The sequence below is a fragment of the uncultured Rhodoblastus sp. genome (genome assembly GCF_903903185.1).
GTDB lineage: Bacteria > Pseudomonadota > Alphaproteobacteria > Rhizobiales > Beijerinckiaceae > Rhodoblastus.
Genome location: NZ_CAIUXT010000136.1, coordinates 1 through 23,721 on the forward strand (window position 1 = coordinate 1; position 23,721 = coordinate 23,721).

19 protein-coding genes and 1 pseudogene are annotated in these 23,721 nt (G+C 64.2%); 13 read left to right on the forward strand and 7 right to left on the reverse strand.

Features of this window, described 5'->3' with window-relative positions; translation table 11 throughout:
* Positions 1 to 412: 412 nt before the first annotated feature.
* The 9 genes and pseudogenes from fabF (at position 413) to QZY01_RS12410 (ending at position 9,525) form a co-directional block, all read left to right on the forward strand.
* Positions 413 to 1,666, forward strand: a pseudogene (gene fabF / locus QZY01_RS12370) (beta-ketoacyl-ACP synthase II).
* Positions 1,667 to 1,879: 213 nt separating this feature from the next.
* Positions 1,880 to 3,589, forward strand: coding sequence for an endolytic transglycosylase MltG (mltG, locus tag QZY01_RS12375; RefSeq protein ID WP_294537568.1), 1,710 nt, complete (start codon positions 1,880 to 1,882; stop codon positions 3,587 to 3,589).
* Between the two features lie 347 nt (positions 3,590 to 3,936).
* The gene (locus QZY01_RS12380) at positions 3,937 to 4,935 is read left to right on the forward strand and encodes a hypothetical protein (protein ID WP_294537569.1); all 999 of its coding nucleotides are present in this window, start codon (positions 3,937 to 3,939) and stop codon (positions 4,933 to 4,935) included.
* Between the two features lie 380 nt (positions 4,936 to 5,315).
* A complete protein-coding gene (locus QZY01_RS12385) occupies positions 5,316 to 6,200 on the forward strand; it encodes a YicC/YloC family endoribonuclease (RefSeq protein WP_294537570.1) in 885 nt (294 codons plus the stop codon).
* A 4-nt stretch (positions 6,201 to 6,204) separates the two neighbouring features.
* Complete coding sequence (gene gmk / locus QZY01_RS12390; RefSeq protein WP_294537571.1) at positions 6,205 to 6,870, forward strand: guanylate kinase; 666 nt, start codon at positions 6,205 to 6,207, stop codon at positions 6,868 to 6,870.
* Positions 6,871 to 6,999: 129 nt separating this feature from the next.
* Positions 7,000 to 7,380 carry a hypothetical protein gene (locus QZY01_RS12395; RefSeq protein WP_294537572.1) on the forward strand — a complete coding sequence of 127 codons (381 nt, stop codon included), beginning with the start codon at positions 7,000 to 7,002 and terminating at the stop codon, positions 7,378 to 7,380.
* On the forward strand, positions 7,377 to 7,790 hold the full coding sequence (locus QZY01_RS12400; RefSeq protein WP_294537573.1) for a hypothetical protein: 414 nt from the start codon (positions 7,377 to 7,379) through the stop codon (positions 7,788 to 7,790). The genes QZY01_RS12395 and QZY01_RS12400 overlap by 4 nt, the downstream gene beginning before the upstream one ends.
* 85 nt (positions 7,791 to 7,875) lie before the next feature.
* Positions 7,876 to 8,616, forward strand: a complete 741-nt coding sequence (locus tag QZY01_RS12405) for an outer membrane beta-barrel protein (protein WP_294537574.1) — start codon at positions 7,876 to 7,878, stop codon at positions 8,614 to 8,616.
* 39 nt (positions 8,617 to 8,655) lie between these two features.
* Positions 8,656 to 9,525 carry a tRNA nucleotidyltransferase gene (locus tag QZY01_RS12410; RefSeq protein ID WP_294537651.1) on the forward strand — a complete coding sequence of 290 codons (870 nt, stop codon included), beginning with the start codon at positions 8,656 to 8,658 and terminating at the stop codon, positions 9,523 to 9,525.
* A 60-nt stretch (positions 9,526 to 9,585) separates the two neighbouring features.
* Here QZY01_RS12410 and QZY01_RS12415 read toward each other — a convergent pair whose 3' ends face one another.
* From QZY01_RS12415 to lptF, 7 genes are all read right to left on the reverse strand, one after another.
* Positions 9,586 to 10,077 (reverse strand): hypothetical protein, encoded by a 492-nt coding sequence (locus QZY01_RS12415; protein WP_294537575.1) that lies wholly within the window; start codon positions 10,075 to 10,077, stop codon positions 9,586 to 9,588.
* Between the two features lie 277 nt (positions 10,078 to 10,354).
* Positions 10,355 to 11,260, reverse strand: a complete 906-nt coding sequence (gene rsmA, locus QZY01_RS12420; protein WP_294537576.1) for a 16S rRNA (adenine(1518)-N(6)/adenine(1519)-N(6))-dimethyltransferase RsmA — start codon at positions 11,258 to 11,260, stop codon at positions 10,355 to 10,357.
* Positions 11,257 to 12,276, reverse strand: a complete 1,020-nt coding sequence (gene pdxA, locus QZY01_RS12425; RefSeq protein ID WP_294537577.1) for a 4-hydroxythreonine-4-phosphate dehydrogenase PdxA — start codon at positions 12,274 to 12,276, stop codon at positions 11,257 to 11,259. The genes rsmA and pdxA overlap by 4 nt, the downstream gene beginning before the upstream one ends.
* Positions 12,273 to 13,217, reverse strand: a complete 945-nt coding sequence (locus QZY01_RS12430) for a hypothetical protein (protein WP_294537578.1) — start codon at positions 13,215 to 13,217, stop codon at positions 12,273 to 12,275. The genes pdxA and QZY01_RS12430 overlap by 4 nt, the downstream gene beginning before the upstream one ends.
* Before the next feature lie 159 nt (positions 13,218 to 13,376).
* Complete coding sequence (gene lptD, locus QZY01_RS12435; protein ID WP_294537579.1) at positions 13,377 to 15,983, reverse strand: LPS assembly protein LptD; 2,607 nt, start codon at positions 15,981 to 15,983, stop codon at positions 13,377 to 13,379.
* A gap of 59 nt (positions 15,984 to 16,042) precedes the next feature.
* Complete coding sequence (lptG, locus tag QZY01_RS12440) at positions 16,043 to 17,125, reverse strand: LPS export ABC transporter permease LptG (RefSeq protein WP_294537580.1); 1,083 nt, start codon at positions 17,123 to 17,125, stop codon at positions 16,043 to 16,045.
* A 65-nt stretch (positions 17,126 to 17,190) separates the two neighbouring features.
* Positions 17,191 to 18,318 carry an LPS export ABC transporter permease LptF gene (lptF, locus tag QZY01_RS12445; protein WP_294537581.1) on the reverse strand — a complete coding sequence of 376 codons (1,128 nt, stop codon included), beginning with the start codon at positions 18,316 to 18,318 and terminating at the stop codon, positions 17,191 to 17,193.
* 427 nt (positions 18,319 to 18,745) lie between these two features.
* On the opposite strand from lptF, the gene QZY01_RS12450 reads away from it, so the two are divergent.
* From QZY01_RS12450 to QZY01_RS12465, 4 genes are all read left to right on the forward strand, one after another.
* Positions 18,746 to 20,323 (forward strand): leucyl aminopeptidase, encoded by a 1,578-nt coding sequence (locus QZY01_RS12450; RefSeq protein ID WP_294537582.1) that lies wholly within the window; start codon positions 18,746 to 18,748, stop codon positions 20,321 to 20,323.
* A 166-nt stretch (positions 20,324 to 20,489) separates the two neighbouring features.
* Positions 20,490 to 20,945, forward strand: a complete 456-nt coding sequence (locus QZY01_RS12455; RefSeq protein ID WP_294537583.1) for a DNA polymerase III subunit chi — start codon at positions 20,490 to 20,492, stop codon at positions 20,943 to 20,945.
* 390 nt (positions 20,946 to 21,335) lie between these two features.
* Positions 21,336 to 22,316 (forward strand): septal ring lytic transglycosylase RlpA family protein, encoded by a 981-nt coding sequence (locus QZY01_RS12460; protein ID WP_294537585.1) that lies wholly within the window; start codon positions 21,336 to 21,338, stop codon positions 22,314 to 22,316.
* Between the two features lie 108 nt (positions 22,317 to 22,424).
* The gene (locus QZY01_RS12465; RefSeq protein WP_294537586.1) at positions 22,425 to 23,636 is read left to right on the forward strand and encodes a D-alanyl-D-alanine carboxypeptidase family protein; all 1,212 of its coding nucleotides are present in this window, start codon (positions 22,425 to 22,427) and stop codon (positions 23,634 to 23,636) included.
* The last annotated feature ends 85 nt before the right edge of the window (positions 23,637 to 23,721 follow it).

Below are 23,721 nucleotides of genomic sequence, written 5' to 3' on the forward strand. Positions count from 1 at the left end.
CGATTCAACCGAATCGCCATCGACTCCAGGCGCGAAACCCGTTGACGCAAGCGCCGATGACTTGAATGGTGGGGCCGCGCGAAAGCCGCCAGGGGGCGATTCGCGGCTTGCCGTTGCAGCGCTGACGCCGGCTTCGCGCTGCAGCGACAAATTCGGCTTCGCGCTGCAGCGCAAATGTCGGCTTCGCCGGGCGGCGTTCGCTCAGGGGCCTGAAGGCGGGTAGGATTGTTCGGCGGGAGCCGCGATTCGATGGTTTTGGATCCGATCGGGCTTCTCCGGCGGCGCGAACCGGCAAGGGGGTCTTGACCTTGGCGCCGGTCGCAAAAGGATTGAGCCCGAACCATATGCGGGAGCAGCCTGACGTTTTGATGAAGCGTCGGCGGGTTCCGACAGCAAAAGCCCGAGGGAGCCTATGCGCAGGGTAGTCGTTACGGGATTGGGCATGGTTTCGCCGCTGGCCTGCGGCGTGGAGGAGACCTGGAAGAGGCTGCTGGCCTGCGAGAGCGGCGCCGGGCCGATCGAGGGGTTCGAGGCGTCCGACCTCGCCTGCAAGATCGCCATGCAGGTTCCGCGCGGCGACGCGCCCGACGCCTTCCATCCCGACGACTGGATGGAGCCCAAGGAACAGCGCAAGGTCGACGATTTCATCGTTTTTGGCGTCGCGGCGGCGACCCAGGCGCTCAAGGACGCCGGCTGGGCCCCGAAAACCTATCAGGACCAGATCGAAACCGGCGTGTTGATGGGCTCCGGCATCGGCGGTCTCGGCGGCATCTGCGAAACCGCCATCGTCCTGCACGAAAAAGGCCCGCGCCGGGTGTCGCCGTTTTTCGTGCCGGGCCGGCTGATCAATCTGATCAGCGGCCATGTCTCGATCATGCACGGACTGAAAGGCCCCAATCACGCTGTCGTCACCGCCTGTTCGACGGGCGCCCACGCCATTGGCGACGCGGCGCGGCTGATCATGCTCGGCGACGCCGAAGTGATGGTGGCGGGCGGCGCCGAATCCGCCTGCAACCGGATCGGCATCGCCGGATTCGCCGCCTGCAAGGCGCTCGCGACCGCCTTCAACGACAATCCCAAGGCGGCCTCGCGCCCCTATGACCGCGACCGAGACGGTTTCGTCATTGGCGAGGGCGCCGGCGCGGTGGTGCTGTAAGCGCTCGAACATGCCCAGGCGCGCGGCGCCCGCATCTATGCCGAAGTGATCGGCTACGGCATGTCGGGCGACGCCTACCACATCACCGCCCCGGCCGAGGATGGCGACGGCGCCTTCCGCTGCATGAATTCGGCGATCAAGCGCGCCGGGATTGTCCCGGCCGACATCGATTACGTCAACGCCCACGGCACCTCGACCATGGCCGACGGCATCGAACTGGCGGCGGTCGAGCGCGTCGTCGGCGCGGCGGCCTCGACCATTTCCATGTCCTCGACCAAAAGTTCGATCGGTCATCTGCTTGGCGCGGCCGGCGCGGTCGAGGCGATTTTCTGCCTGCTGGCGATCCGCGACCAGATCGCTCCGGCCACGCTCAATCTCGACAACCCCTCGGTGGAGACGGCGATCGACCTCGTGCCGCACAAGCCGCGTCCGCGCAAGATCGACACGGTGCTTTCGAATTCCTTCGGCTTTGGCGGCACCAACGCGTCGCTGGTGCTGCGCCGGTTCTGAGCCTTGCCGGCGGCGAGGCGTCAGGTCCGCGAAAGCGCCGGCGTCGATGATCGGATTGTTTTCGCCCTGCTTTCGGCGAGGGCCTGGGCGGCTTGATCCTGATTTCGCCACATTGGCAGGCAAACTGCGACTTTAGCCCATTTTCGCGGTCGGGAGCCGGCTTGAGCCGGCAGGAAGCCGAAATCGGCGCAAACCAGGGCGGCCTTAGGGAACATGAGCGAAGATCCGCACTACGGCGAACAGGACGAAACCCCGCAGCCCGCCCCCCGCGGGGCGCCGGAGCCGCGCCGGGGCGAAAGGGGGCGCCTGTTCGGGCGCCGCGTGGCGCAGAGCCCGGCAGAGGCTTTGCTTCCCGACAACGCCCCGCCGCCGCCGGTCCGGCGCAAGCGCCCGGCGCTCGAAGCTTTTTCCGGCTTTCTGAGCTTTCTGCTGGCGTTCGGCCTCGTCGCCGGCGCCGGGGCCTTCTATGCCGGCCACGCCGTGCGCCAGCCGGGGCCGCTTTCGAGCGACAAGGCGGTGATGATCGCGCAGGGTCTCGACGTCGATGAAATCACCACCCAGTTGCAGGACCAGGGGGTGATCGAGAGCCCGCTGTTGTTCTCGCTGGCGCTGTTTGCCGAAGGCGCGCGCGCAAAACTCAAGGCCGGCGAATATTTGTTCAAGCAGAACGCCTCCTTGCAGGAGGTGATCGACACCATGGTGCAGGGCCGGGCGATCCTGCATTCGCTGACCATTCCCGAGGGTCTGACCAGCCAGCAGATCGTCCAGCGCCTGCGCGACAACGACGCGCTGGCCGGCGATATTCACGAAATCCCGCGCGAGGGCGCGCTGCTGCCGGAAACCTATAAATTCCAGCGCGGCGACAGCCGCGACAAGCTGTTGCAGAAAATGGCGCGCGACCAGAACCAGCTGCTCGACGAAATCTGGAAGCGCCGCGCGCGCGACCTGCCGCTGGCCTCGCCCTACGATCTCGTCACGCTCGCCTCGATCGTCGAGAAGGAGACCGGCAAGGCCGACGAACGTCCGCGCGTCGCCGGCGTGTTCATCAACCGCCTGCGCAAGCACATGCGCCTGCAATCCGACCCGACCATCGTCTATGGCCTCGTCGGCGGGCAGGGGCCGCTCGGCCGGTCCCTGACCCATGCGGATGTCGAATCGAAGACGGTTTACAACACCTATCTGATCGACGGGCTGCCGCCGGGGCCGATCGCCAATCCCGGCCGCGCCGCGCTCGAAGCCGTGGCCAATCCCTCGCGCACGCAGGATCTCTATTTCGTCGCGGATGGCTCGGGCGGCCATGTGTTTTCCGATTCGCTCGACGCGCATAACCGCAATGTCCAGCATTGGCGCGAGCAGTCCAACAAGGCCAAGGCCACGGCGCCGCCCGGCGCCACGCTGCCCAACCATGACGACCGCACCGAAAACCTGCTGTCGCCCTATGGCGCGGCGCCGGTCGGGCCGGAAGTCTACGCCCGTCTCGCCCCCTTCGCGCCCCGGCCGCGCCTCGCGCCCGATCCCGACGCCATCGCGCGGCTTGCGCCGGTCATGCCCGACGCGCCGGAGCCGCCGCGCCAGGTCGCCGATTATGTCGCGGTCAAACGGCCCGGTCCGACGCTCGCCGAGGCCCGTACGCTCGACGATGCCGAGCTTGGCGTGATCACGGTCGCGGCCGGCAATCTCGACGGCCCCGCGCCGGAAAGCGCCGCCGCGCTCGACGGGCCGGCCGCCCCGGTCGAAAACAGCGCCCTTGGCTATGTCGGTCCGGCGGTCCATGCCGCGCCCAATGGCAAGCCGCGCATTCTCGACGCCTCGGAAGGCACTGCGCTCGACCCGCTGCTCAACAAGAGCTGGGACCTCAACAGCCCGAAAACCATCGATCCGGTCTATCTCAAGTCTTCTGCCCCAACACCGGGTGGAAAGTAACGGCGACGCGCCCGCTGCTTTGGCTCCCGCGCCGCTCCGGGGATTGATTTTAGCCTTTTGTCTGCTGTTCGGTTGCCGCGGACACCATCAACATAAGGACTTGGCGGGGAGCCATATCTGGGCCGCCTGATCGGCGGGAAGAGGCGGGGATCAGGCGATCGATATGGCCGTATGCCCGCAACTTTTCGTAATCGATTATTGCTCAAGCGAATTGGTCGATCCGACGGGCGGACTAGATTTCTTGATTTTTTCACCGGAACCGCCTCACCGTTTTTGACGCTCCCGCCTTTCATCATTACTCTTTCAACGGCTGCGGTATTGGCGAAGAATTGTAAAGGGGACAAAAAATGCTCGGATTTTTGGCCGCAAAACAAGTTGTTGAGATGGGACGATCCGCTTTTTTCCCCGATCACGAATCTGACTTACCTCTCGGCCGTTCTGCGCTTCTGAGTCGAGACGACCTAACACCTCAGTTTGGATATGTTGGCGCGCAATATTCGTCGACAAATATACTTCTGCTGGGGATCAACCCCGGCAATGGGCCACGAAACGACTTTCGGACGCCTGCAGACGAGCGAATGATGCCTGAACTTCTACGCTTCGCTCAAAACCCGACCGAATTAAATTATGTTCAAGCGACGCGGGCGTACATGAGCGAATGTCGGTCGTGGCCAGTTTGGCAGCGACACTGCGCTGAAGTTCTTGGATCTGGAAAGCTCTCATTCGAGCAAATTGGATATTCGAACTGCCTGCCATGGAGAACCGCTAGCGAATCCAGCTTCAGTGAAAATGTAGCCCGAAAAGCTGCAGAGTTCTACGTGCGCCCACTCATCGAGGAATTAAACCCTTGCTTGATTGTGGCGATGGGAAAAGCGAGAGTGCTGTCGATCTTAGAGATGACCGGACTCTCTTTGCCCAAGATTATTGTATGGAACCGATCACGAGCGGCGACAGATTCGGTGAAGCGAGAACGTGTTAATGCTGCCAAAGAAATTTTCGCATTCGCGAAACTAGGAGTGGTTGGTCAACGAGAGGCCGTAAATGCCATTGCAGCAGATTCGCGGCGTTCTTTAACTATTAAGAGAGAAGATGTTGTTCAAGAAATGGTCCCAATTTCATCCGACGTCATTCGACTTCTAATTCGCGAGAACCCGAAGAGCGGCAAAAGCCGCCTTCGGTTCGACTGCTATCGCGACGGCATGACCGTTGCCGATTATGAAAAGGCGGTTCTGCAAAAGCTAGGCGCAGCCGAGGCAAAAAAGTGCAAGCCTGATCTGAAATGGGACATTGCCCGACATTTCATCCGCATTGAGCATAGTGGCCGTAACCCATCTGTTTCTCGATGACTGACGAACGATAAGCCACGTTTTTGTGACGGGATTCGATGGAAATGGTTGCAGCGGTCTCTCGGACTTCAGCTTCGAGCGGAAGGCTACCGTCGCATCCAGTCCAAACCCCGTCTAAATGTTGTCCGTCCGCGTTAATCGGACAGACGCGTTTTTGCTCGATTGCGGCTTGTAGCGATCAAGAACGCTTCGCATAGGCCCAAGAGGGCGTCGAGAGACGCCCGTCCGACGACGGGCTTTTCGGCGCATTCGCGCCTGACCCGATCCCGCGGCTTTCCACCTGCGGGATTTGGGTTTAATCCATCGACGGCGCGCGTATCCCGCTCTGGACGATCCGCCGCTCTCTTTCGATCGGGCGCGTCGCCGGGAGTCTTTTGAGCATGGCCATTTCGAGCATGACCGGGTTTGCGCAAGGCGTCGGCTTTTGCGCGCCGTTTCACTGGCGCTGGGAGTTGAAAACGGTCAATTCCAAGGGGCTCGACCTGCGCCTGCGGCTGCCGCCCGGTTTCGACGCGCTCGATATTCCCGCCCGCGGGGCCATCTCCAAGGCGCTGTCGCGCGGCGCCTGCCACGCCAATCTGTCGGTGACGCGCGAAAGCCCGACGGTGACGGCGAAAATCAACCGCGAATTGCTCGCCCATCTGATGGAGACGCTCGCCAGCCTGCCGCGTCCCGCAAATATCGGCCCGCCGACCCTCGACGGCCTGCTCGGCCTGCGCGGCGTGGTCGAAACCGGCGAGGCGGAAGAGGACGAGGCCGCGCTGGCCGCCGCGCAAAAAATCATTCTCGCGGGTCTCGACGCGGCGCTGGTCCAATTGCAGGCGATGCGGCGGGCCGAGGGCGCGGCGCTGGCGGCCTTTTTGACTCAGCGGATCGACCGTATCGAGGCCCTGACCAAAGCCGCCGACGCCTGTCCCGGGCGCCAGCCGGAGGCGGTCAAGGAGAAATTGCGGCAGGCGGTGGCGCAGATTTGCGAACTCGGGCGCTTCGACGAGACGCGGCTCCATCAGGAGGCGGTGCTGCTCGCCGGCAGGGCCGATATCCGCGAGGAGCTGGACCGGCTATATTCCCATGTCGGCGCCGCGCGCAAACTTTTGGGCGAGGGCGGCGGGGTCGGGCGGCGGCTCGATTTCCTGGCGCAGGAATTCGGGCGCGAATCCAATACGCTGTGCGCCAAGTCCAACGACGCCGCGTTGACTTCGCTCGGTCTCGAACTCAAGGTCGAAGTCGAGCAATTGCGCGAACAGGCGCAGAATATCGAGTGACGCGATGAACAGGGACGCGGTCGGGCAGGGGCAGGGGCGCGGGCGCCGGGGGCTGATGCTGATTCTGTCCTCGCCGTCGGGCGCGGGCAAGACCACGCTGACGCGGATGCTGCTGCAGAAACAGGGGCTCGACCTCACCCTTTCGATCTCGCTGACCACGCGCAAGAGGCGGTCGAGCGAAGCCGACGGCATTCATTATCATTTCATCGACCATGCCGAATTCGAGCGCCGCCGCGACGCCGGCGAATTGCTCGAATATGCCGAGGTGCACGGCAATTTCTACGGCACGCCGCGCGCGCCGGTCGAGGCCATATTGGCCAGCGGGCGGGACGTCCTGTTCGACATCGATTACCAGGGTGCGCGGCAGGTGCGCGAGAAAATCCCGCAGGATGTCGTCACCGTCTTCATCCTGCCGCCCTCGATGCGCGAATTGCGCGCGCGGCTGGAGCGGCGCGCCGAAGACAGTTCGGACACGATCAAACGGCGGCTGGACAACGCCCGCCACGAGATCGGCCGCTGGGCGGATTATGATTTCGTGCTGGTCAATGACGACATCCAGACCACTTTCGACGACTTGCAGGCGATATTGCGAGCCGAGCGCCTGCGCCGCCCGCGCGCGGCGGCTGGCATGGCGGAATTCGTCGCGCGCCTGCTCGCGGAACCGGTTTAGCCTCCGCAATTGTTTTTGGCGCGACCGCGCCTGTCGCCAAATGCGGCGGACGCCAAGGATAGGCATATCCGTCAAAAACAAAATGCCCTAGGTTCACACCGGGGAGGGGAGGCAACAGGGAGTAGTTGCATGAACGCCGGCAAGAAACCCGATTTGAAAGCATCCGAAGCGGCCTCCGGGGTCGCGGGCGAGGACGTCAAGGCCGGGGAGGATAACGCCCTGGCGTCAAACGCCGTGGACGCCGTCCGCAAGGCAGTGGAAGAATTGACGGAACTGCTGCGCGGCCATGGCCCGGAAGCGGCTTCGGCGTTGAAGGAAGCCGGCAAGGCGGCGGGCGAACATATCGACGATCTGGCCCATGATCTCAAGGACGAAGCCGGCGCGTTCAGCCGCGCCCGGCTTGAAGAGCTCAGCGCCGCCGTCCGGAAAAATCCCCTCGCCGCGCTGTCGATCGCCGTCGGCGTGGGACTGATCGTCGGCCTGTGGAACAATCGCGGCGGGCGGTCATGAGCGACCCTTTTCCGCCGGCTCTGGAAGGCGCGCTGCTGTCGCGCAAGTTTCTCGCGGTCGTCGCCGGCTCGGCGCTCGGCGGGGTGTTTGTCGCGCTGGCGCTGGGCTTTCTGGCTCTCGCCGCCTATCTGGCGCTGCTCGACCACCTGCCGCCCTGGCAGGCGGCGCTGAGCGTCGCCGCCGTCTCGGGCCTGATCGCCTGGATCGCGCTGGCCTTGTCGATGCGTCTGGCCGGCCGCACCGTCGATCGGGTCAAGACCGGGATCAAAACGAGCGCCGTGGCTCTGGTCGCGCCGAGAGCGCTGCATTTCGCGGCGCGCAACCTCCGGCTGACCGCCAGCCTCGTCGCGCTGGTCGGGGCCTTGCTCGCGCTGTTGCGCGCGCGGAGCCGGCCCGAAAACCAAGGATAGCGGCGAGTCAGCCCGGCGCAAGCCCTGGGGCCGAACAGTGGAACCCGTTCGGTTTCACGTTTTCGGCTCCAAAGGGAAAGTTCCAATGCGCCATCTGCTCACCACGCTCGCGCTCGCCGGGCTCATAAGCCCGGCTTGCGCCGCCGATCCTTATTCGGCCCGCCAGAATCCGGTTTTCCTCGACCCGCCGCCTTATTTTTCGTGGAGCGGCTTTTATATCGGCGCCGACATCGGCGGCGGCGTCGCCAATCTCAACGCCAACTCGGCTCTGGGAAGCTTCAACAGTTCGGCCAGCGGCGTGATCGGCGGCGCGCGCATCGGCTATAACGCGCAGCTCGACCAGCTTGTGATCGGCCTCGAAGGTGATTTTTACGGCGCCGGCATCGGCGCCGACAAATATTTCCCCGACGCGGACCTGACTCTCAATCGCAATCAGGACTGGCTCGCCGCGATCAACGGCCATCTCGGCTATGCCGTCTATCGCACCCAGTTCTATGCGCTCGGCGGCGTCGCCTTCACGCAGGGCGCGAGCCGGTTCACCGCGGGGCCGTCCCTCGCGCCGCTCGCCGCCGGCCTTGGCCTGCCGACCAGCGTCAGCGTCTCCCACGCCTATACCGGCTTCGATGTCGGCGGCGGCGTCGAATATGGCTTTACCGATAATGTGATCGGCCGCCTCGAATATCGCTATTATTATTTCGGCGGCTGGAACTACCCCGGCAATGGCTGGATTCAGCAGACCCAGGCCAGCCTCAACGACAATGTCGTGACGCTTGGCCTGAGCTACAAGTTCAATGTCGCGCAACCGCCGGTGGCGGCGAAATATTGAACGGGCCTGCAAAGGCCCGAAATTTGCTTTGTTGTGGCGATGGATCGCAAATTCGACGCGCAACTGGCGGATCTCGCTCAGACTCATCCCGCGCTGGGCCTGCTGCGCCTTGCGGCCCTGCTCGCGGAAGCCGAAGCCGAACCCGATGACGACGCGCTCGACCTGTTGTTCGAACAGGTCGACGCCGGGTTCCTGCTCGACGTCGCGCCCGCCGAAATCTGGCCCGAACTGGCGCGCGGCCTGATGGCGCGTTCGCCGGCGAAAATGATTCGGACGCTGCGCGATTGCGGCGCGCTCGCCCAGGTTCTGCCCGAGGCCGAGGCCTTGTTCGGCGTTCCGCAACTCGCCGACGAACCGGCGCCGGTCGATCTCGGCGCGCATCTGCTCGATTCGCTGCATGAGGCGGCGCTCTGCGCGGCGCCCTTGCCGGTGCGCGTCGCTTTGCTCTTGATGAATGTCGGCAAGGCGGATTCGCCGCGCGAACACCTGCCCCTGCATTATCGCCACATCGAACGCGGCCTGCCGCGCATCGACGCCATCTGCGCGCGGCTCGGCGCGCCGCAAGACTGCCGCGAGCTGGCGCTGGCGGCGGCGGCGGAACATGAGCGGGTGCATCGCGCCTCGAAGGCGCGGGCCGGACCCATCGCGCTGATGCTCGAACGGCTGGGCGGGTTCGACGCCCCGCAGCGATTCCGCGAGCTGATGACGGTCTGCGCCTGCGACTACCGCGCCTATGGCGAGCGCTCGGGCCAAAACTATCCCAAGGCGGAATTGCTGGAGACGGCCCTGGCGGCCTGCGCTGAAATCGACGGCGGCGGCTTTGCCGGGACGAACGGAGAGGACGAATTGCGCGAAGCCCGCGCCCTGGCCATTGCGCGGGTTTTCGGCTCGCAGCGCTGGTCGGGCTAAACGCCATTTATGCCCCGTGGGCTCGCCGCCCTCGAAGCTGGCGGCCTCCGATCATCCGCCTCAGTTCTTGGCCGGCGGGAAAACCTGATTGCTGAAGGGCGAGGCCGTCGGCGCCCGCAACCTGATGAAACCGACCTTGGCCTGCTGATGGCAGGAATTGCAGGCGGCGGTGAGCTTGTTCAAGGATTTGTGGAAAGCGTCGCTGTCGCGCTCCTTGATCGACTTTTCGACCTCCGCCAGCGCCGGCTTGCTGATATCGGCAATCATTCTGGCCAGCGGAACGTTCTCGAACACGGGATAGAGCTGGGCCGCCTTGCGAAAACTCTTGCCGATCCGCGCCACTTCATAATTCGCGAGATCCCAGTTCTTCACCGAGCCGGCGTAGGACAGTTTGAGATGGCGCAATTGCGTCGCGTGCATGATGTCCGCGAGGTCTTCCTGGCCGCCGACGGCCGCCGCCTCGTTCGTGGACTGGGGCGGATTGGCGCGCTCCTGCGCGCAGACGCTCCCCAGGGCGGCGAAAGAAAAGGCCGCGGCGAGAAAAAGTCTCATTTCGTTTCCTGTTCTTTCTTTCCCGCAACATCGGGCGCCGCGCCCATGCCCGACCCCAACGGCGGCATTGTCCACCCAATATCGCGCAAGTAAAGAGGTTTCCACGTCGGCCCGGATTTCCGCCATTCGCGCCGGTAGGGGCGATGCTTGCCGATCGAGCGCAGCGTGTTCGCCTTGCGCGCCTTTTACGCCGGGCTCCTCGAAAGCGAACTTCAAACCCTGGTGGGGATCTGCGTTGACCGGACCGGCGCGTCGAACGGGCGTAGAGGATGGACGATCAAATCTGGCCGGTGTTTACGGCATAGGCGCGCGCCAGCGCGCAAAATCCGGCGATTTCGACTTCCTCGGCGCGGCGGGTCGGCTCGATCCCGGCCTGCGCCAGCAAATCCAGCACATCGACGGGCAGCGGCAGGCTTTTGAGCGATTGCCGCAGCATCTTGCGCCTTTGGCCGAAAGCCGCCAGCGTCAACGCCTCCAGCGCCTTGACCGAACATTTTAACGGTTTTTCGCGCGGAACGAGTTCGACCACGCTGGAGGTGATCTTTGGCGGCGGCGTGAAGGCGGAAGGCGGCACATCGAACAAAATCCGCGCCGCGCAGCGCCAGCCGGAGAGCACGCCGAGCCGCCCGTAATCGGCGCGCTCGAGCGGCGTGGCGACGATGCGCTTGGCCACCTCGCGCTGGAACATCAGCACCATGCGCTCATAGAAGGGCGGCCAGTCCGGTTGCGTCAGCCAGCCGGCGAGCAGCGGCGTGCCGATATTATAGGGCAGGTTGGCGCAGATGCGCACAGGGCCGGCGACGTTGTGCGCGCCGAGAAATGTCGGATAGTCGAGCGTCAACGCGTCGGCGGCGACCACGTCGAGACGGCCGGGATAATGCGCCGCGATTTCGGCCAGCGCCGGCAGGCAGCGCTCGTCGCGCTCCACCGCGATCACCCTTTTCGCGCCCGAAGCCAGCAGCGCGCGGGTCAGGCCGCCCGGTCCAGGGCCGATTTCGAGAATCGTCGCCTCGCTGAGCGGTCCAGCGGCGCGGGCGATTTTTCCGGTCAGGTTGAGGTCGAACAGGAAATTCTGGCCGAGCGATTTCTTCGCCGCCAGACCGTGAGTCGCGACCACTTCGCGCAAAGGCGGCAGGGGCGGCAAATCCGGCAAGGGGGTCACGCGCGGCTGGGAGTCGCTCACGCCCGCGCCCGCGCCATGCGCGCGGCCAGCGTTACCGCCTCGCGCAGGCTGGTCAGTCTGGCCCGGCCCGTTCCGGCGAGGTCGAAAGCCGTGCCGTGATCGGGCGAGGTGCGGATGAACGGCAGGCCCAGCGTGACATTGACGCCGCTGTCGAAGGCCAGCGTCTTGATCGGGATCAGCGCCTGATCGTGATACATGCAGACAGCGACGTCGTAACCGTCGCGCGCCTGCGCATGAAACAAGGTATCGGCGGAAAACGGTCCTTTGGCGTCGATGCCTTGCGCCGCGAGGCGCGCGACCGCCGGGGCGATGGTTTCGATTTCCTCCCGCCCGATCGCGCCCTCCTCGCCGGCGTGCGGATTGAGCCCGCTGAACACCAGGCGCGGCGCGGCGATGCCGAAGTCGTGGGTGAATGCGGCGGCGGCGATCTCGCCAATGGCGACCAGATCGTCGGTGTTGAGGAGCGACGGGACCCGCGCCAGCGGCACATGGACGGTGGCGGGGACCACCGCCAGTTCGCGCGACCACAGCAGCATGACGGGGCGAAAGGAGCCGCCGAAATGGCGTCCCGCCAGTTCGCCGAGAAATTCGGTATGTCCGGGATGGGCGAAGCCCGACCGATAGAGCACGGATTTGGCGATCGGATTGGTGACGATGGCGCTCGCCCGGCCGCTGGCGACCCATTCGACGGCGCGGGCGATCGCCTCGACGGTCGCCGGCCCATCGGCTGGATCGGGGCGGCCCGGTTCGCCCAGGACCGGCGCTTGCAGCCTCGCTGCCGGCAGTCCGGCCTCGAAGGCCGAGGCCGCTTCTTCCGGCGTCGATTCGACGATCTCGACGGCAATTTTCAACTGTTTCGCGCGCCGATGCAGCAATCCGGGGTCAGCGATCAGGATGAAAGGTTCAAGCGGAGCCTCGCCGGCGCGCATCGCGGCGTAGAGCGCCAGCGCCAGATCGGGACCGATCCCGGAAGGATCGCCTTGCGTCATGCAAAGCGGCGGCTGAAAGCCCGTCATTTCCTGGCTGTGACGATGGCGGCGTGGGAGCGGATTTCCTCGTAGAGCTTGTCGGCTTCCTGCTGGACCTTGCGCGACAGGATCCGGTTCTGCGCAGCTTCCCGCGTGGCGTCGCTCTTGGAGGCCGAGCGCGAGCACAGGGCGAGCGCGGCGACGCCGCTCGGATCGCGGCTCGCCGGCGTCAGGTGGCCGACCGGCATTTTGTCGAGCAGGGCGGTCAACTGGTCGCCCAATTGCGACGAGGTGCGGGTGAGCGGTTCGCGGACCACGAGATTCGGATATTCCGCCACCAGCTTGGCGCCGGTTTCGCAGTCGGTGAACCGGGCGTGCAGCGATTCCATCTGCTTGGCCGCCTGTTGCAGTCCGGCCGCGCCGGATTCGGCGGACACCGCGATCAGGACCTGACGAATGACATAGGTCTGCTGGTTCGACAGCTTCTTGTCGCGGGCGATTTCAGCATCGATGTCGCTCTGGCTGACTTCGACGGCGCGGTTGCGGGCGCGGGTATACATGTTGAATCCGGTATGGATGGAGAAGAAATTCTCCATGTGCTTCTTGTCCACCCGCGAATTTTGCAGCCGCGCGCTGAGCGCGTCGGCGGAGATATGGGCGCGATCGGCGTAATATTGCACCGCCGGGCCGAATTCGCTGGCGCTGATCTTGATGCCGTATTTGTTGATTTCGCCGGCCTCCAGCCGCGACTTGATCATGCTTTCCATCGCCGCCGACGCCGAGGAGGGCTGGCCGAGGGCGCTCAACAGCTTTTCCCGCTCCGCGATGTCGAACGTGGTGATCGGCTCGCCGTTGACCGTGGCGACGATCGACTGCGCGTGGGCCGGGACGCATGCCAGCAGGCCGGCTTCCGGCGAAAAAGCCAGAACGGCCAGCGTCACGGCGATGGCGCGCGCATGAACGAAAAAAAACCTCGATCCGATCGTCATTCCTGTCATCCGCCCGTCAAATTGCCGATTGGGTGAAGCGCCCGGCTTCTCCCGCGCGATCGGCGCTGCCCGTCCAATAATCCAACCCCGCCTTCCCATGGAATCGGACTGTGTTTTTGTTGCGGCGTCGGCTTGCCCGTCGGGCGCCGGAGTCCCGCGTCAATTATATCGGACGCCATCCTGGATCTGCGACGGCGACAGCGCGAAAGGCGCCTTGATGCTGCCCAGGGTGCGCAGATCGAGGGTCAGCAGCACCGTCTGGTTGCGCGTATAGGTCGCCGGATAGCCGTAATTGTCGGACAGGGCGTTGATGTAATTCAGCGTCAGTTTGGTGCAGTCGTCGGCATAGCCGACGCCGGCGACGAAGGAGGCCACGGCGAAGACCGGAGCGGGCTGGGCAAGGAAGGCGTTGTAATAATGCCGTCCGAGATCGAAATTGACGTTGCCGGACACGTAGTAATGTTCGAGCACGTCATAGCGCGTATTGAATTGCAGGCCTTCGCGCCGATAGACATAGCCGATCAGCGGCTGCTGCTCGTAATTGGCGAATTGCGCGCCAAACGAGACCGGCCCGTAATGGGCGGTCGCCGCCGCGTCCAGGCGCCGCATCGCCCAGGTATTCTCGTCGAACCGCGACTTGACGACGAGGGTGTAATTGGAGTTCGGCGAATAGCTGACGCGCGAGATGTAGTCCGAAGCCCTGGTGTCGAGGCCCGACGACAGCCCGATATTGGCCATGTCGGGCGTGGCGTAGGAATTGATTCCCGCCAATTGCTGCGACTGGCCGAACATGGCGCTGGCATAGCCGTTCTTGTCCATGTCGAGCGTGAATTGCGCGCCGTAATTGGCGCGCACGCCGGTCTCGAACCGATCGTAGCCGGAATATTTGTTCCATTCGAACAGGTTGGTGTCGTCGAACACCAGGCTCTGCGCGTCCATGTTGACCAGCGTATTGGCGTTCTGGCCGTTCGGCCGGGCGATGACCTGCGCGATCGGCTCGATGACCAGATTGCCGATGGCGGTTTTCGCCAGCAGCGGATAGCGCCAATCCACGCCAACGCCGGGCGTCACATAGCCGTTGAACTGGTTGTTGGTGGAGAGGAAGGCGCCCTGGGCGGCGTTCGGAATGATGTCGGTGACGGCGATGCCGTTGTCGGTCCCGAAATAGATCGCCTCGCCGGTCGTTTTGTAGTTCAGGAAATTGCCGTTGGCGCGCGCGAAGACGAAGGGCGTCCAGACGTCGCCGATCGGGTCGATCAGCTTGCGCTGCCACGACAGCTGCAGGGTGGCGGTGGTGTAATCGCCGCCGATGCCATTCATCAGGCAGGAGCCCTGGTTGTAATCGGGCTTGCCGGTGACCGGATTGCGGCAGACGTTGTACAGGCCATATTGGCGATCGAGCGTCACCGCGCCGATCTGCTGATAGGAGGCGAGCCCCGCCGAAGAACTGGTGAGATTGCCGTCGATTTCGAGCTGGCCGCCGATGCCGAGGGTTTGCTCCGGCTTGATGTCGATGGTCTTGTTGTAATCGAGGATCGGCCAGACGGCGGCGAGCTGCGGCTGAAGGTCTGAATTGGCCATGCCCTGGAACGAGAACCCGCGCAGGTCGAAATAGCCGCGCTCGCCCTGGCCGGTCAGATAGACCGTCGAGGAGGTCTCCCGGAAGAAATTGCCGCTCAGGGCGCTGCCGGTCAGATTGCCGCTCGGCAGGCCATAATCGTTGAGGAACCATTTGTCGGACACGCGCGCGATGTCCCAGCCGAATTTCCACATCGGGCTGAGCCAGATCGCGCCGAGCGATTCGACGGCGCCGCGATTGGTGCGGTCGCCCGAACCCCAGGGTTCGGAGGCGAAGGCCTCGTCCTGCCGCTGGTGAATGCCGCTCGCCATGATCTGGTAATAGCCGTTTTCGAGGCGATGGCGGAATTCGACTTCGCCGAACAGGCCCTGGCGCGTCATGTACATCGGCGTCAGGGTCACGTCCATGTTCGGCGCGATGGCCCAGAAATAGGGAACGCCGGCGCCAAAGCCGGTGGTCGAGCGATAGGTCAGGCGCGGCGCGAGGAAGCCGGACTGGCGCGTCACGCTCGGATCGGCGGTCGAAAGAAAGGGGATATAGGCGATCGGCACGCCATAAAGCTCGAACCAGGCGTGCTCGTAATAGAGCATCTGTTCGGCGTTCTTGTGGATGATCTTCTCGGCGCGCAGCCGCCACAGCGGCGGCCTTTCCGGGTGCTCGGCGCAACTCGGGCAGGCGGTGTAGGTTCCCTTCTCGAACACGGTGGTGTTCTCGTCGCGCTTTTCCGAGCGCGTGGCGCTCAAATGGGTCTTTTCCTTGGTGTCGGCGCGCACCGTATCGACGAAACCCTGTTTGAAATCGCCGGTCAGCTCCATCCGGTCGGCATGGGTGAGCCCGCCGTCGGGCTCGGTGAGCTTGACCGCGCCTTCGGCGAGAACCCGCCCGCTTTCGCGAAAATAGGTGACCCGATCCGCCTCGAGCACCTTGCCCTGATAATAGATTTGCGCATCGCCCTCGGCGGTGACGGTATGGGCCTTGTCGTCATAGACGACGCGGTCGGCCTCGACCACCATCGGGCTCTTCTTGTCGCCGCTGTTGGCGCCGGCGGCGAAACGGTCGTTGAGCGTACGGCTCGGGGCGGCCGGCGGCGGGGTCTGGGCCTGGGTCCGGGCGACAAAAGCGGACAGGGCGACGAGAAAAACCAGTGCAACGGCAAGTGACGCCGGAACGCGGACGCGCCGAAACATTCCCGCAGCCCGGCCGACAGCCGCGCGGACCTGTTTGCGGCGATGCGATCCATGCGCCATCAGCCGTCCTCGCGGTTCAAAAGCGCCAATGCGCCCAACATGTTTGCGACAATGGCCGGCGACCATGCGGCGACGGGCGCGCTCAATACCCCCGCGCCGCCAAGATCGGACACCAGTTTTGTTGCGACATAAAGCACAAAGCCGGCGCCGACGCCACCCATGACCAGAACGCCCACGCCGCCCATGCGCGAAAGCTTCAACGAGAACGACGCGGCAATGAGGACCATGGCCGCGAGCAGCAGAGGCAGAGCGAGAAGCGACTGAAAACGCAAACGATACCCCACGGCGTCAAGCCCGGCGCCTTCCGTGTCCCGCACCACGCGCGGCAGGGACCAGAAAGGCACGGATTCGGGCGAGACGAAACTCTGAACGACCTGACTTGGCGACAGATTAGTCGCAAGAAGGTAAATTTCCGTCAACCGCGGATCGAGCCCCGGCGAAGTGACGGTTGCATGGCTCAGGCGCCATTCCGGCCCAACCAACCGGGCGTTGTCGGCGTCCACCCGTTCAATGAACTTTCCTTTGTTGTCAAACACATAGGCCGATACCGCGCCAAGCGAAAGACCCTGTTCGGCCGACGTCTCGGCGCGCAGAATCGACTGGCCGTCCCGGCTTTTCTGCCGGATCCACAGGCTCGAATCGTTCAAAAAAAGCTTCGATTTGAAAAGATTGGTCTCGATCGCGTCGGCGCGCTGGCGCATCAACGCCGAAACCGGATTGTAGATTCCGATCGCCAGCACGCCGATGGCGAGGGCGCCGAGCAGGGGCGGGGTCAGGAACTGCCAGACCGAGACGCCGGCGGCGCGCGCCACCACCAACTCCAGCTTGCGGGTCAGATTGATGAAGGCGGCCATCGCCCCGAACAGCACGGCGAAGGGCAGCACCTGTTCGGAGACCGCCGGCGTACGCAAAAACGACAGCGCCGCCACCAGACCGGCGCTGGCATGGGGATTATCGCCGGCGCGGCGCAGCATTTCGACGAAATCGACCATGTAGATCAGACCGAATATCGTGAAAAACACCACCGCGACGCTTTTGACGAAGCGCGACCCGATGTAGAGGCCAAGAGTTTTGCCGATCATCTCGTCCTCCCTGTCATGGGGCCCTTTCAATCACGATGTTGCGCCGGTCACGATGTCAGGCTCCCTCAGGCCTCCGCAAGTCCTGCCCGGACCCGGCGGAACGGATTTTCGAAGGCGAAGCGGAAGGCGTAAAGCGCGGCGAGCGCGCAGCCGAACAGCGGCAGGAAATAGGCGAGCGGAACGGCGGCGGCCTCGCGCGCCATCAGGGCGGAAGCGCCGAAACCGCCGACCCGCAGCGCCAGCGCGCAGCCGACGGCGGCGGCCATGGCCGCGCCGCGATTCTGCCGGGTGGTGCGTGGCGCGCCCAGCGCCGCGAAAGCGATCATGCCCATGGCAAGCGCATAGAGTGGCGCGATGAACCGCTCATGCAGTTCGGCGCGGAATCGCCCCTCATTTGCCTTCACATAGGCGTCGGCGGGGTCGAAGACGAGCAGCGCCGGCGTCGATCTCTCGCGCGGGCGCAACGGCGTTCCGTCGGCGCGCGCGCCGAAATGGCTCAGATCGAGCGCATAGGAATCGAACACGATCATCGCCGGGGTCTTGGCGTCCTTGTCCTGGCGCTGGATCGTGCCGGTCTCCAGCACCAGATAATTCTGGTCGCCGGCCTTGGCGGCAATGCCGGTTTCGGCGAGATAGACATTGTTCTGGCCCGCTTCGCGCCGGTCGAGCATGAAAATGCCGAGCAGGGCGCCGCCCGGCCCGCGGTCGCGGTAATGGAACGTCAGGCCTGGTTCGAGCATGTTGAACGCTCCCGGACGGACGATTCGGGTCAGAAAGTCCGACTGCACCTCGCTCAACGCGTCGCGCATGATGCGAAAGCTCCAGGGCATGGCCCAGAGCGACATCAGGCCGGAAAAAATCGCCGCCGCGACGATCAGCGCGGCATAGGGCCGGAACAATTGAAATGGCGACAGGCCGGCGGCGGCCGAAACCACCAGTTCGCTGTCGCCATTGAGCTTGTTGAGCGAGAACAGGGTGGCGATGAACAGCGCGATCGGCGCGATCACCATGACCAGCGACGGCACGATCAGGCTGGTGATGTGAAAGAACACGATCAGCGACTGGCCCTTGGTGGTCATCAGATCGAAATCCTTCATCGCCTGGGTCAGCCAGATCACCGCCGTCAGGATGCCAAGTGCGGCGAGGAAGGCCGAGGCCGCGATCCTGAAAATATAGCGCTCAAAGAGGGTCATTCTTCCTCGGGTTTCGCGGCCAAGGCCGGCGGGATACGCTATAAGCTATATAAATCAATATTTTATGCCATAAACCTCACCTGACGCATCGGTTGAGGCCAGCGCCGACCGACCTTGATCTTTCTAGCGCATAAACCTCGCCTGAAAAGCTCCCGCCGAAGATATTTCAAGCCTGTGTCGTTTGGGTATCGTGTCTGGCCGGAAATGGCGGCATTTCAATGTCCGCGCGACAGCGCGCAAAACAACAATTTTTGTGCAAGCTAAGCAGAGGTTCGGGACGTAAACATTGACCCTTTTCGCCGGGCGAGCGCATAGTGTCGCCATTGTCTCCCGCCGCGTTCCGCCGGCGGGAGAATTTTATCGGCTTCCGCCAGTCGTCGCGCGCCTCCCGCGCGCAGGCCGGGCGTCGACACGCATGAGGTTTGGCATGTCCGGGTCCGTTTCCATTGGCGTCGTCCGTTTTGCCGAGGCGCTGTCGCCTCCGGCCGATCAGGGCGGCGAGGTCCTGATCGTCTTTGCGGGCGCCGGGCTCGGTCTGGGCGAGGCGACCAGCCATGCGCTCGGCGAAGCCGCCGCGCTGATTGCCCGCGCCGCCGAAGTCGCGGGCTTCAAGGGCAAGATCGGCTCCGCCCTCGATATTCTCGCGCCCGCCGGGATCAAAGCGCCCCGGTTGCTGGTGCTCGGGACCGCGCCGGACAAGGCGGAAAAGGCGGAAAACGCCGACAAGGCCGAAAAGGCCGAAAAGGACGCCGCCAGCGTCGATTATCTGCGGCTCGGCGGCCTTGCCGCAGCCCAGCTCGGCAAGGCGAGGAAGGCGGCGATCCTGTTCGATTTCGCCGCGCCGCCGGAGGATTTTTCGGCGGCGGCGGCGGATTTCGCGCTGGGATTGCGGCTGCGCGCCTATAAATTCGACCAGTTCAAGACCAAGAAGAGTCAGAAGGACGAGGCCGACTCCTCCGGTCCGCTTTCCATCCGGCTCGCCGGCGCCGATCCGGCCTCGCCCGGCGTTCTCGAAGCGGCGGCGGCCAGGATCGAGGGCCTCGCCGAGGGCGTCGATCTCGCGCGCACCCTGGTCAACCTGCCGCCGAACCTGCTCTATCCCGAATCCTTCGCCGAAAAAGCCGGCGAACTGGCGAAACTTGGCGTCGGCGTCGAGATTCTCGATGTGCCGGCGCTGGAGGCGCTCGGAATGCGCGCGCTGCTCGGCGTCGGGCAGGGTTCGGCGCGGTCGAGCCGCGTCGTCCTGATGCGCTGGAACGGCGGGCCCGAGGGCGAGCCGCCCCTGGCCTTCATCGGCAAGGGCGTGTGTTTCGATTCCGGCGGGATATCGATCAAGCCGGGCGCCGGCATGGAGGACATGAAGGGCGACATGGCGGGCGCCGCCTGCGTCGTCGGCCTCATGCACGCGCTGGCGTCGCGCAAGGCGGCGGCCAATGTGATCGGGGCCATCGGCCTCGTCGAAAACATGCCGGGCGGCAAGGCGCAAAGGCCGGGCGACATTGTCGCCTCGATGTCCGGCCAGACCATCGAGATCATCAATACCGACGCCGAAGGGCGGCTGGTGCTGGCCGACGTGCTGTGGCACGTCCAAAACGCCTTCAAGCCGAAATTCATGGTCGATCTCGCCACCCTGACCGGCGCGATCCTGGTGGCGCTGGGGCAGGAATATGCCGGCCTGTTCAGCAATAACGACGAATTGGCCGAGAACCTGATCAAGGCCGGGACGGCGACCGGCGAGAAACTCTGGCGCCTGCCGATGGGGCCGACCTATGACAAGCTCGTCGATTCCAAATTCGCCGACATGAAGAACACCGGCGGCCGCCATGCCGGATCGATCACCGCCGCGCAATTCTTGCAGCGCTTCGTCAACGACACGCCCTGGGCGCATCTCGACATCGCCGGAACCGGCATGGGCTCGCCGACCGGCGACCTCAACCAGAGCTGGGGCTCGGGCTTTGGCGTGCGCCTGCTGGATCGGCTGGTAAAGGATAATTATGAAAAATAGTTCTTGCAGGGCTGCGGAGAAACACGCAGACCGCCCTCGTGCTTCGAGACGGCTGCCTGGCAGTCTGCGCGTGAGGGCTGCTTTTATAGATTCCGCCTCATGGTGAGGAGCCGCTGAAAGCGGCGTCTCGAACCATGGGCCATAGGAAGCGGACTTTTTCAGTCCCATGCCCGAAATCTGGTTTTATCAATTGCAGCGGCGCAGGCTCGAACAGGTTCTGCCGAATCTGATCGAGCGGACGCTGCAACGCGGCTGGCGGGCCGTCGTTCAGGCGAAGACGCCGGAGCGTCTGGCCGCCATCGACGATCTGTTGTGGACCTATGCGGAGGAGAGCTTTCTGCCGCACGGATCGGCCGCCGAGGGCGACGCCCCGCTGCAGGCCGTCTGGCTGACCCTTGGCGCGGATAATCCCAATGGCGCGCAAGTCCGCTTTCTCGTCGAAGGCGTCGAAGCCGAACCCTTCGCCGAGGCCGGTTACGAAAGGCTGATCCTGCTGTTCGACGGGCGCGACGACGAAATTCTCGAACAAGCCCGCGCGCAATGGAAAACCTTGCGCGCCCGCGACGTCAAATTGTCCTATTGGGCGGAAACCGAAGAGGGCGGCTGGCGCCAGCAGAAGTGAGACCGGGCGAAATCCGACTGGACGGAATCGCACCGTGTTCCGTTCAAAAAACCAAAATTTGCACGTTGCGAAAAACATCGGGCCAAAAACGCGCAATCGACTTCGCCTAGAATGTGATGCTTTAACGTCACAGCCGCCACGAAAACATGCCGCTTCGCGCCACAATGCGGCCACGCGTCGCATTTCTGCCTCAATATCGAGGCCTAGCTGCCTCACCGGCCCGCTGCGCGTCAAGGCTGGGCGAGGGGATTAACAGGATAAAAGGCCGAAACGGGGAGTTTACCATTTGCCTCAATCAATTGGTCACTTCGAGGGCGCAATGTGTCAGCCGATGAGCCTGTTCGCCGCAATTTCGACTTTTCAGAAACCTTTCCGGGGCGCGTGCGCAGCATGAGTCCTTCATTCCCAACATTTTGGCGAAAGCCCGCTTTCGGCCTGCTCGGGCTGTTCGGCGCCGCCGCGCTTGGCGGTTGCGCGCAAGCGCCGGTCGGCCACCAGCAGGCCCGCCATTCGAAGGAATATTTTCCGTCGAGCATTTATGGCCCCGCCAGCGCCCGCGTCGTCGCCGAGGGCGAGGACGTGCCCAAGGGCGGCGGGCAATATCTCGTCGGCCATCCCTATACGGTGGCGGGAAAGACCTATGTGCCGAGCGAGCGCAAATTCGCCGCCGTCGGCCTCGCCTCCTGGTATGGCGACGCCTTTCACGGACGGCGCACCGCCAATGGCGAGATCTACGACAAGTACGCGGTTTCGGCGGCCCATCCCACCATGCCTTTGCCGAGCTATGCGCGGGTCACCAATCTGCGCAACAATCACTCGATCATCGTGCGCGTCAATGATCGCGGCCCCTATCACGGCGGCCGGGTGATGGACCTTTCGGCCAAGGCCGCGGAAGCGCTCGAATACAAGCATATCGGCACCGCCAAAGTGAAGGTCGAATATGTCGGCCGCGCCGCCATATCGGGCTCCGACGACCGCAAATTGCTGGCGACCCTGCGGGTCGACGGCCAGCCGGCGCAACTCGACGATTTCGCCTTTTCCTCGACCCGCATTGCCGAACAGCGCGACCTGCCGCGCTCCGCGCCGCCATCGCGCGTCGATCGGGCGACCGAACTTGCGGCGCTGGAACAGCCCGAGAGCGTGGGCCACGCGAGGGGCGACCAGCGCGGCGAGCAGCAAGCCGCGCCCATGCCGCCTTCGCGGCCCGGCGAAAGGCCTGAGTCCGAGGCGGCGTCGGAACGGCAGGCGCTGGCCGAAATGAGCGAAGCCGCCGCGCCGCTGCCGAAAAATCCGCCGCTGCCGCCGCAAAGGCCGTTCGATCTCGGCACGATTCCCGGCGCCGACGCGCAGATCGCCATCGCCCGCCGCTAGGCGGCTTCGGCCGTTTGTTCAGCCGGATATTGTTGGCGGAACAAAAGTTCGCCATTTTCGGGAATATGCTCCAGCGCCGCCCGCAACGACAACGGAGTTCGCCCGCAATTGGTTTACGCGCCCTTTCTGCTCCGCCTCGGTCTCGCCGCGATCCTGCTGCCGCAGGCCGGCGCCGCCATGGCGCAAAACTTTACGACCACGGCGCCGCATGTCTTGGCGATGGATCTGGACAGCCAGACCATTCTGCTCGAAAAGGCCGCCGACGATCCGGTCGCGCCGGCCTCTGTCGCCAAATTGATGACGGCGGAACTGGTGTTTCGCGACCTCAGGAAAGGCGCGATCACGCTCGATACGCCGTTCTATATTTCCGAACGCGCCTGGAAGGCCGGTTCGAGCGGCTCCTCGATGTTCGCCCGGGTCAATACCAAGATCCGGGTCGAGGATCTGTTGCGCGGGCTGATCGTCCAGTCGGGCAATGACGCGGCCATTGCGCTGGCCGAAGGTCTCGGCGGCTCGGAGGAAAATTTCGCCGCGATGATGAATGTCCGGGCTTTGGAAATCGGCCTCGGCAAATCGCATTTCACCGACGCCTGGGGCTCGCCCGACCCGGCGCAAGTGGTGAGCGCGCGCGACATGGCGACTCTCGCCGCACATCTGATCAAGACCTATCCAGAATATTATCATTACTTCGGCGAGAAGGAATTCACCTGGAGCAAGATCCGCCAGCTCAACCGCAATCCGATCCTGTTCGTCGATGTCGCCGGCGACGGGCTCAAGGTCGGCAACCTGCCGGACTGCTGTTACAATCTGGTCGGCTCGGCGGTGAACGCCGGCCAGAGGCTGATCGTGGTGATTCTCGACGCCAGGACCGCCAAGGACCGCGCCGAGGAGGCGCGCCGCATCTTCAACTGGGGTTTCCGCGGTTTCGACGCCAAAAAGCTCTATGACGCCAATGAGACGGTCGGGACGGCCAAGGTCTTTGGGGGCGCGCTGGCCGAGGTTGCGCTGGTTTCCGACAGCGAATTGCGGGTGCTGACGCCGCGCGGCTCGGCTGAAAAGCTCTCCGGCAAGATCGTCTATACCGGTCCGCTGATCGCGCCGGTCCCGGCCGGACAGACCGTCGCGCGGCTCAAGATCTATCGCGGCGCGTCGCTGGCGCTCGACGCGCCGCTCAAGACCGCCGGAGCGGTCGAACTGGGACCGCTAACCCAGCGCGCCAGGGATGCGGCGCTGGAACTCGGGTTGCAGCTTTTTCACAAGGGCATGGCCAGCGCCGTTCAGGCCGTGCAGAAAAAGGACGCCAATCCGGCTTCGCCATGACGCTTTCGCAGTCTGGCGGCAAAGTCTCAAAAAAACGGCCTCCGCAGGGAGGGCAATATTTTAGGAGCCCAACATTTTTGCGCCG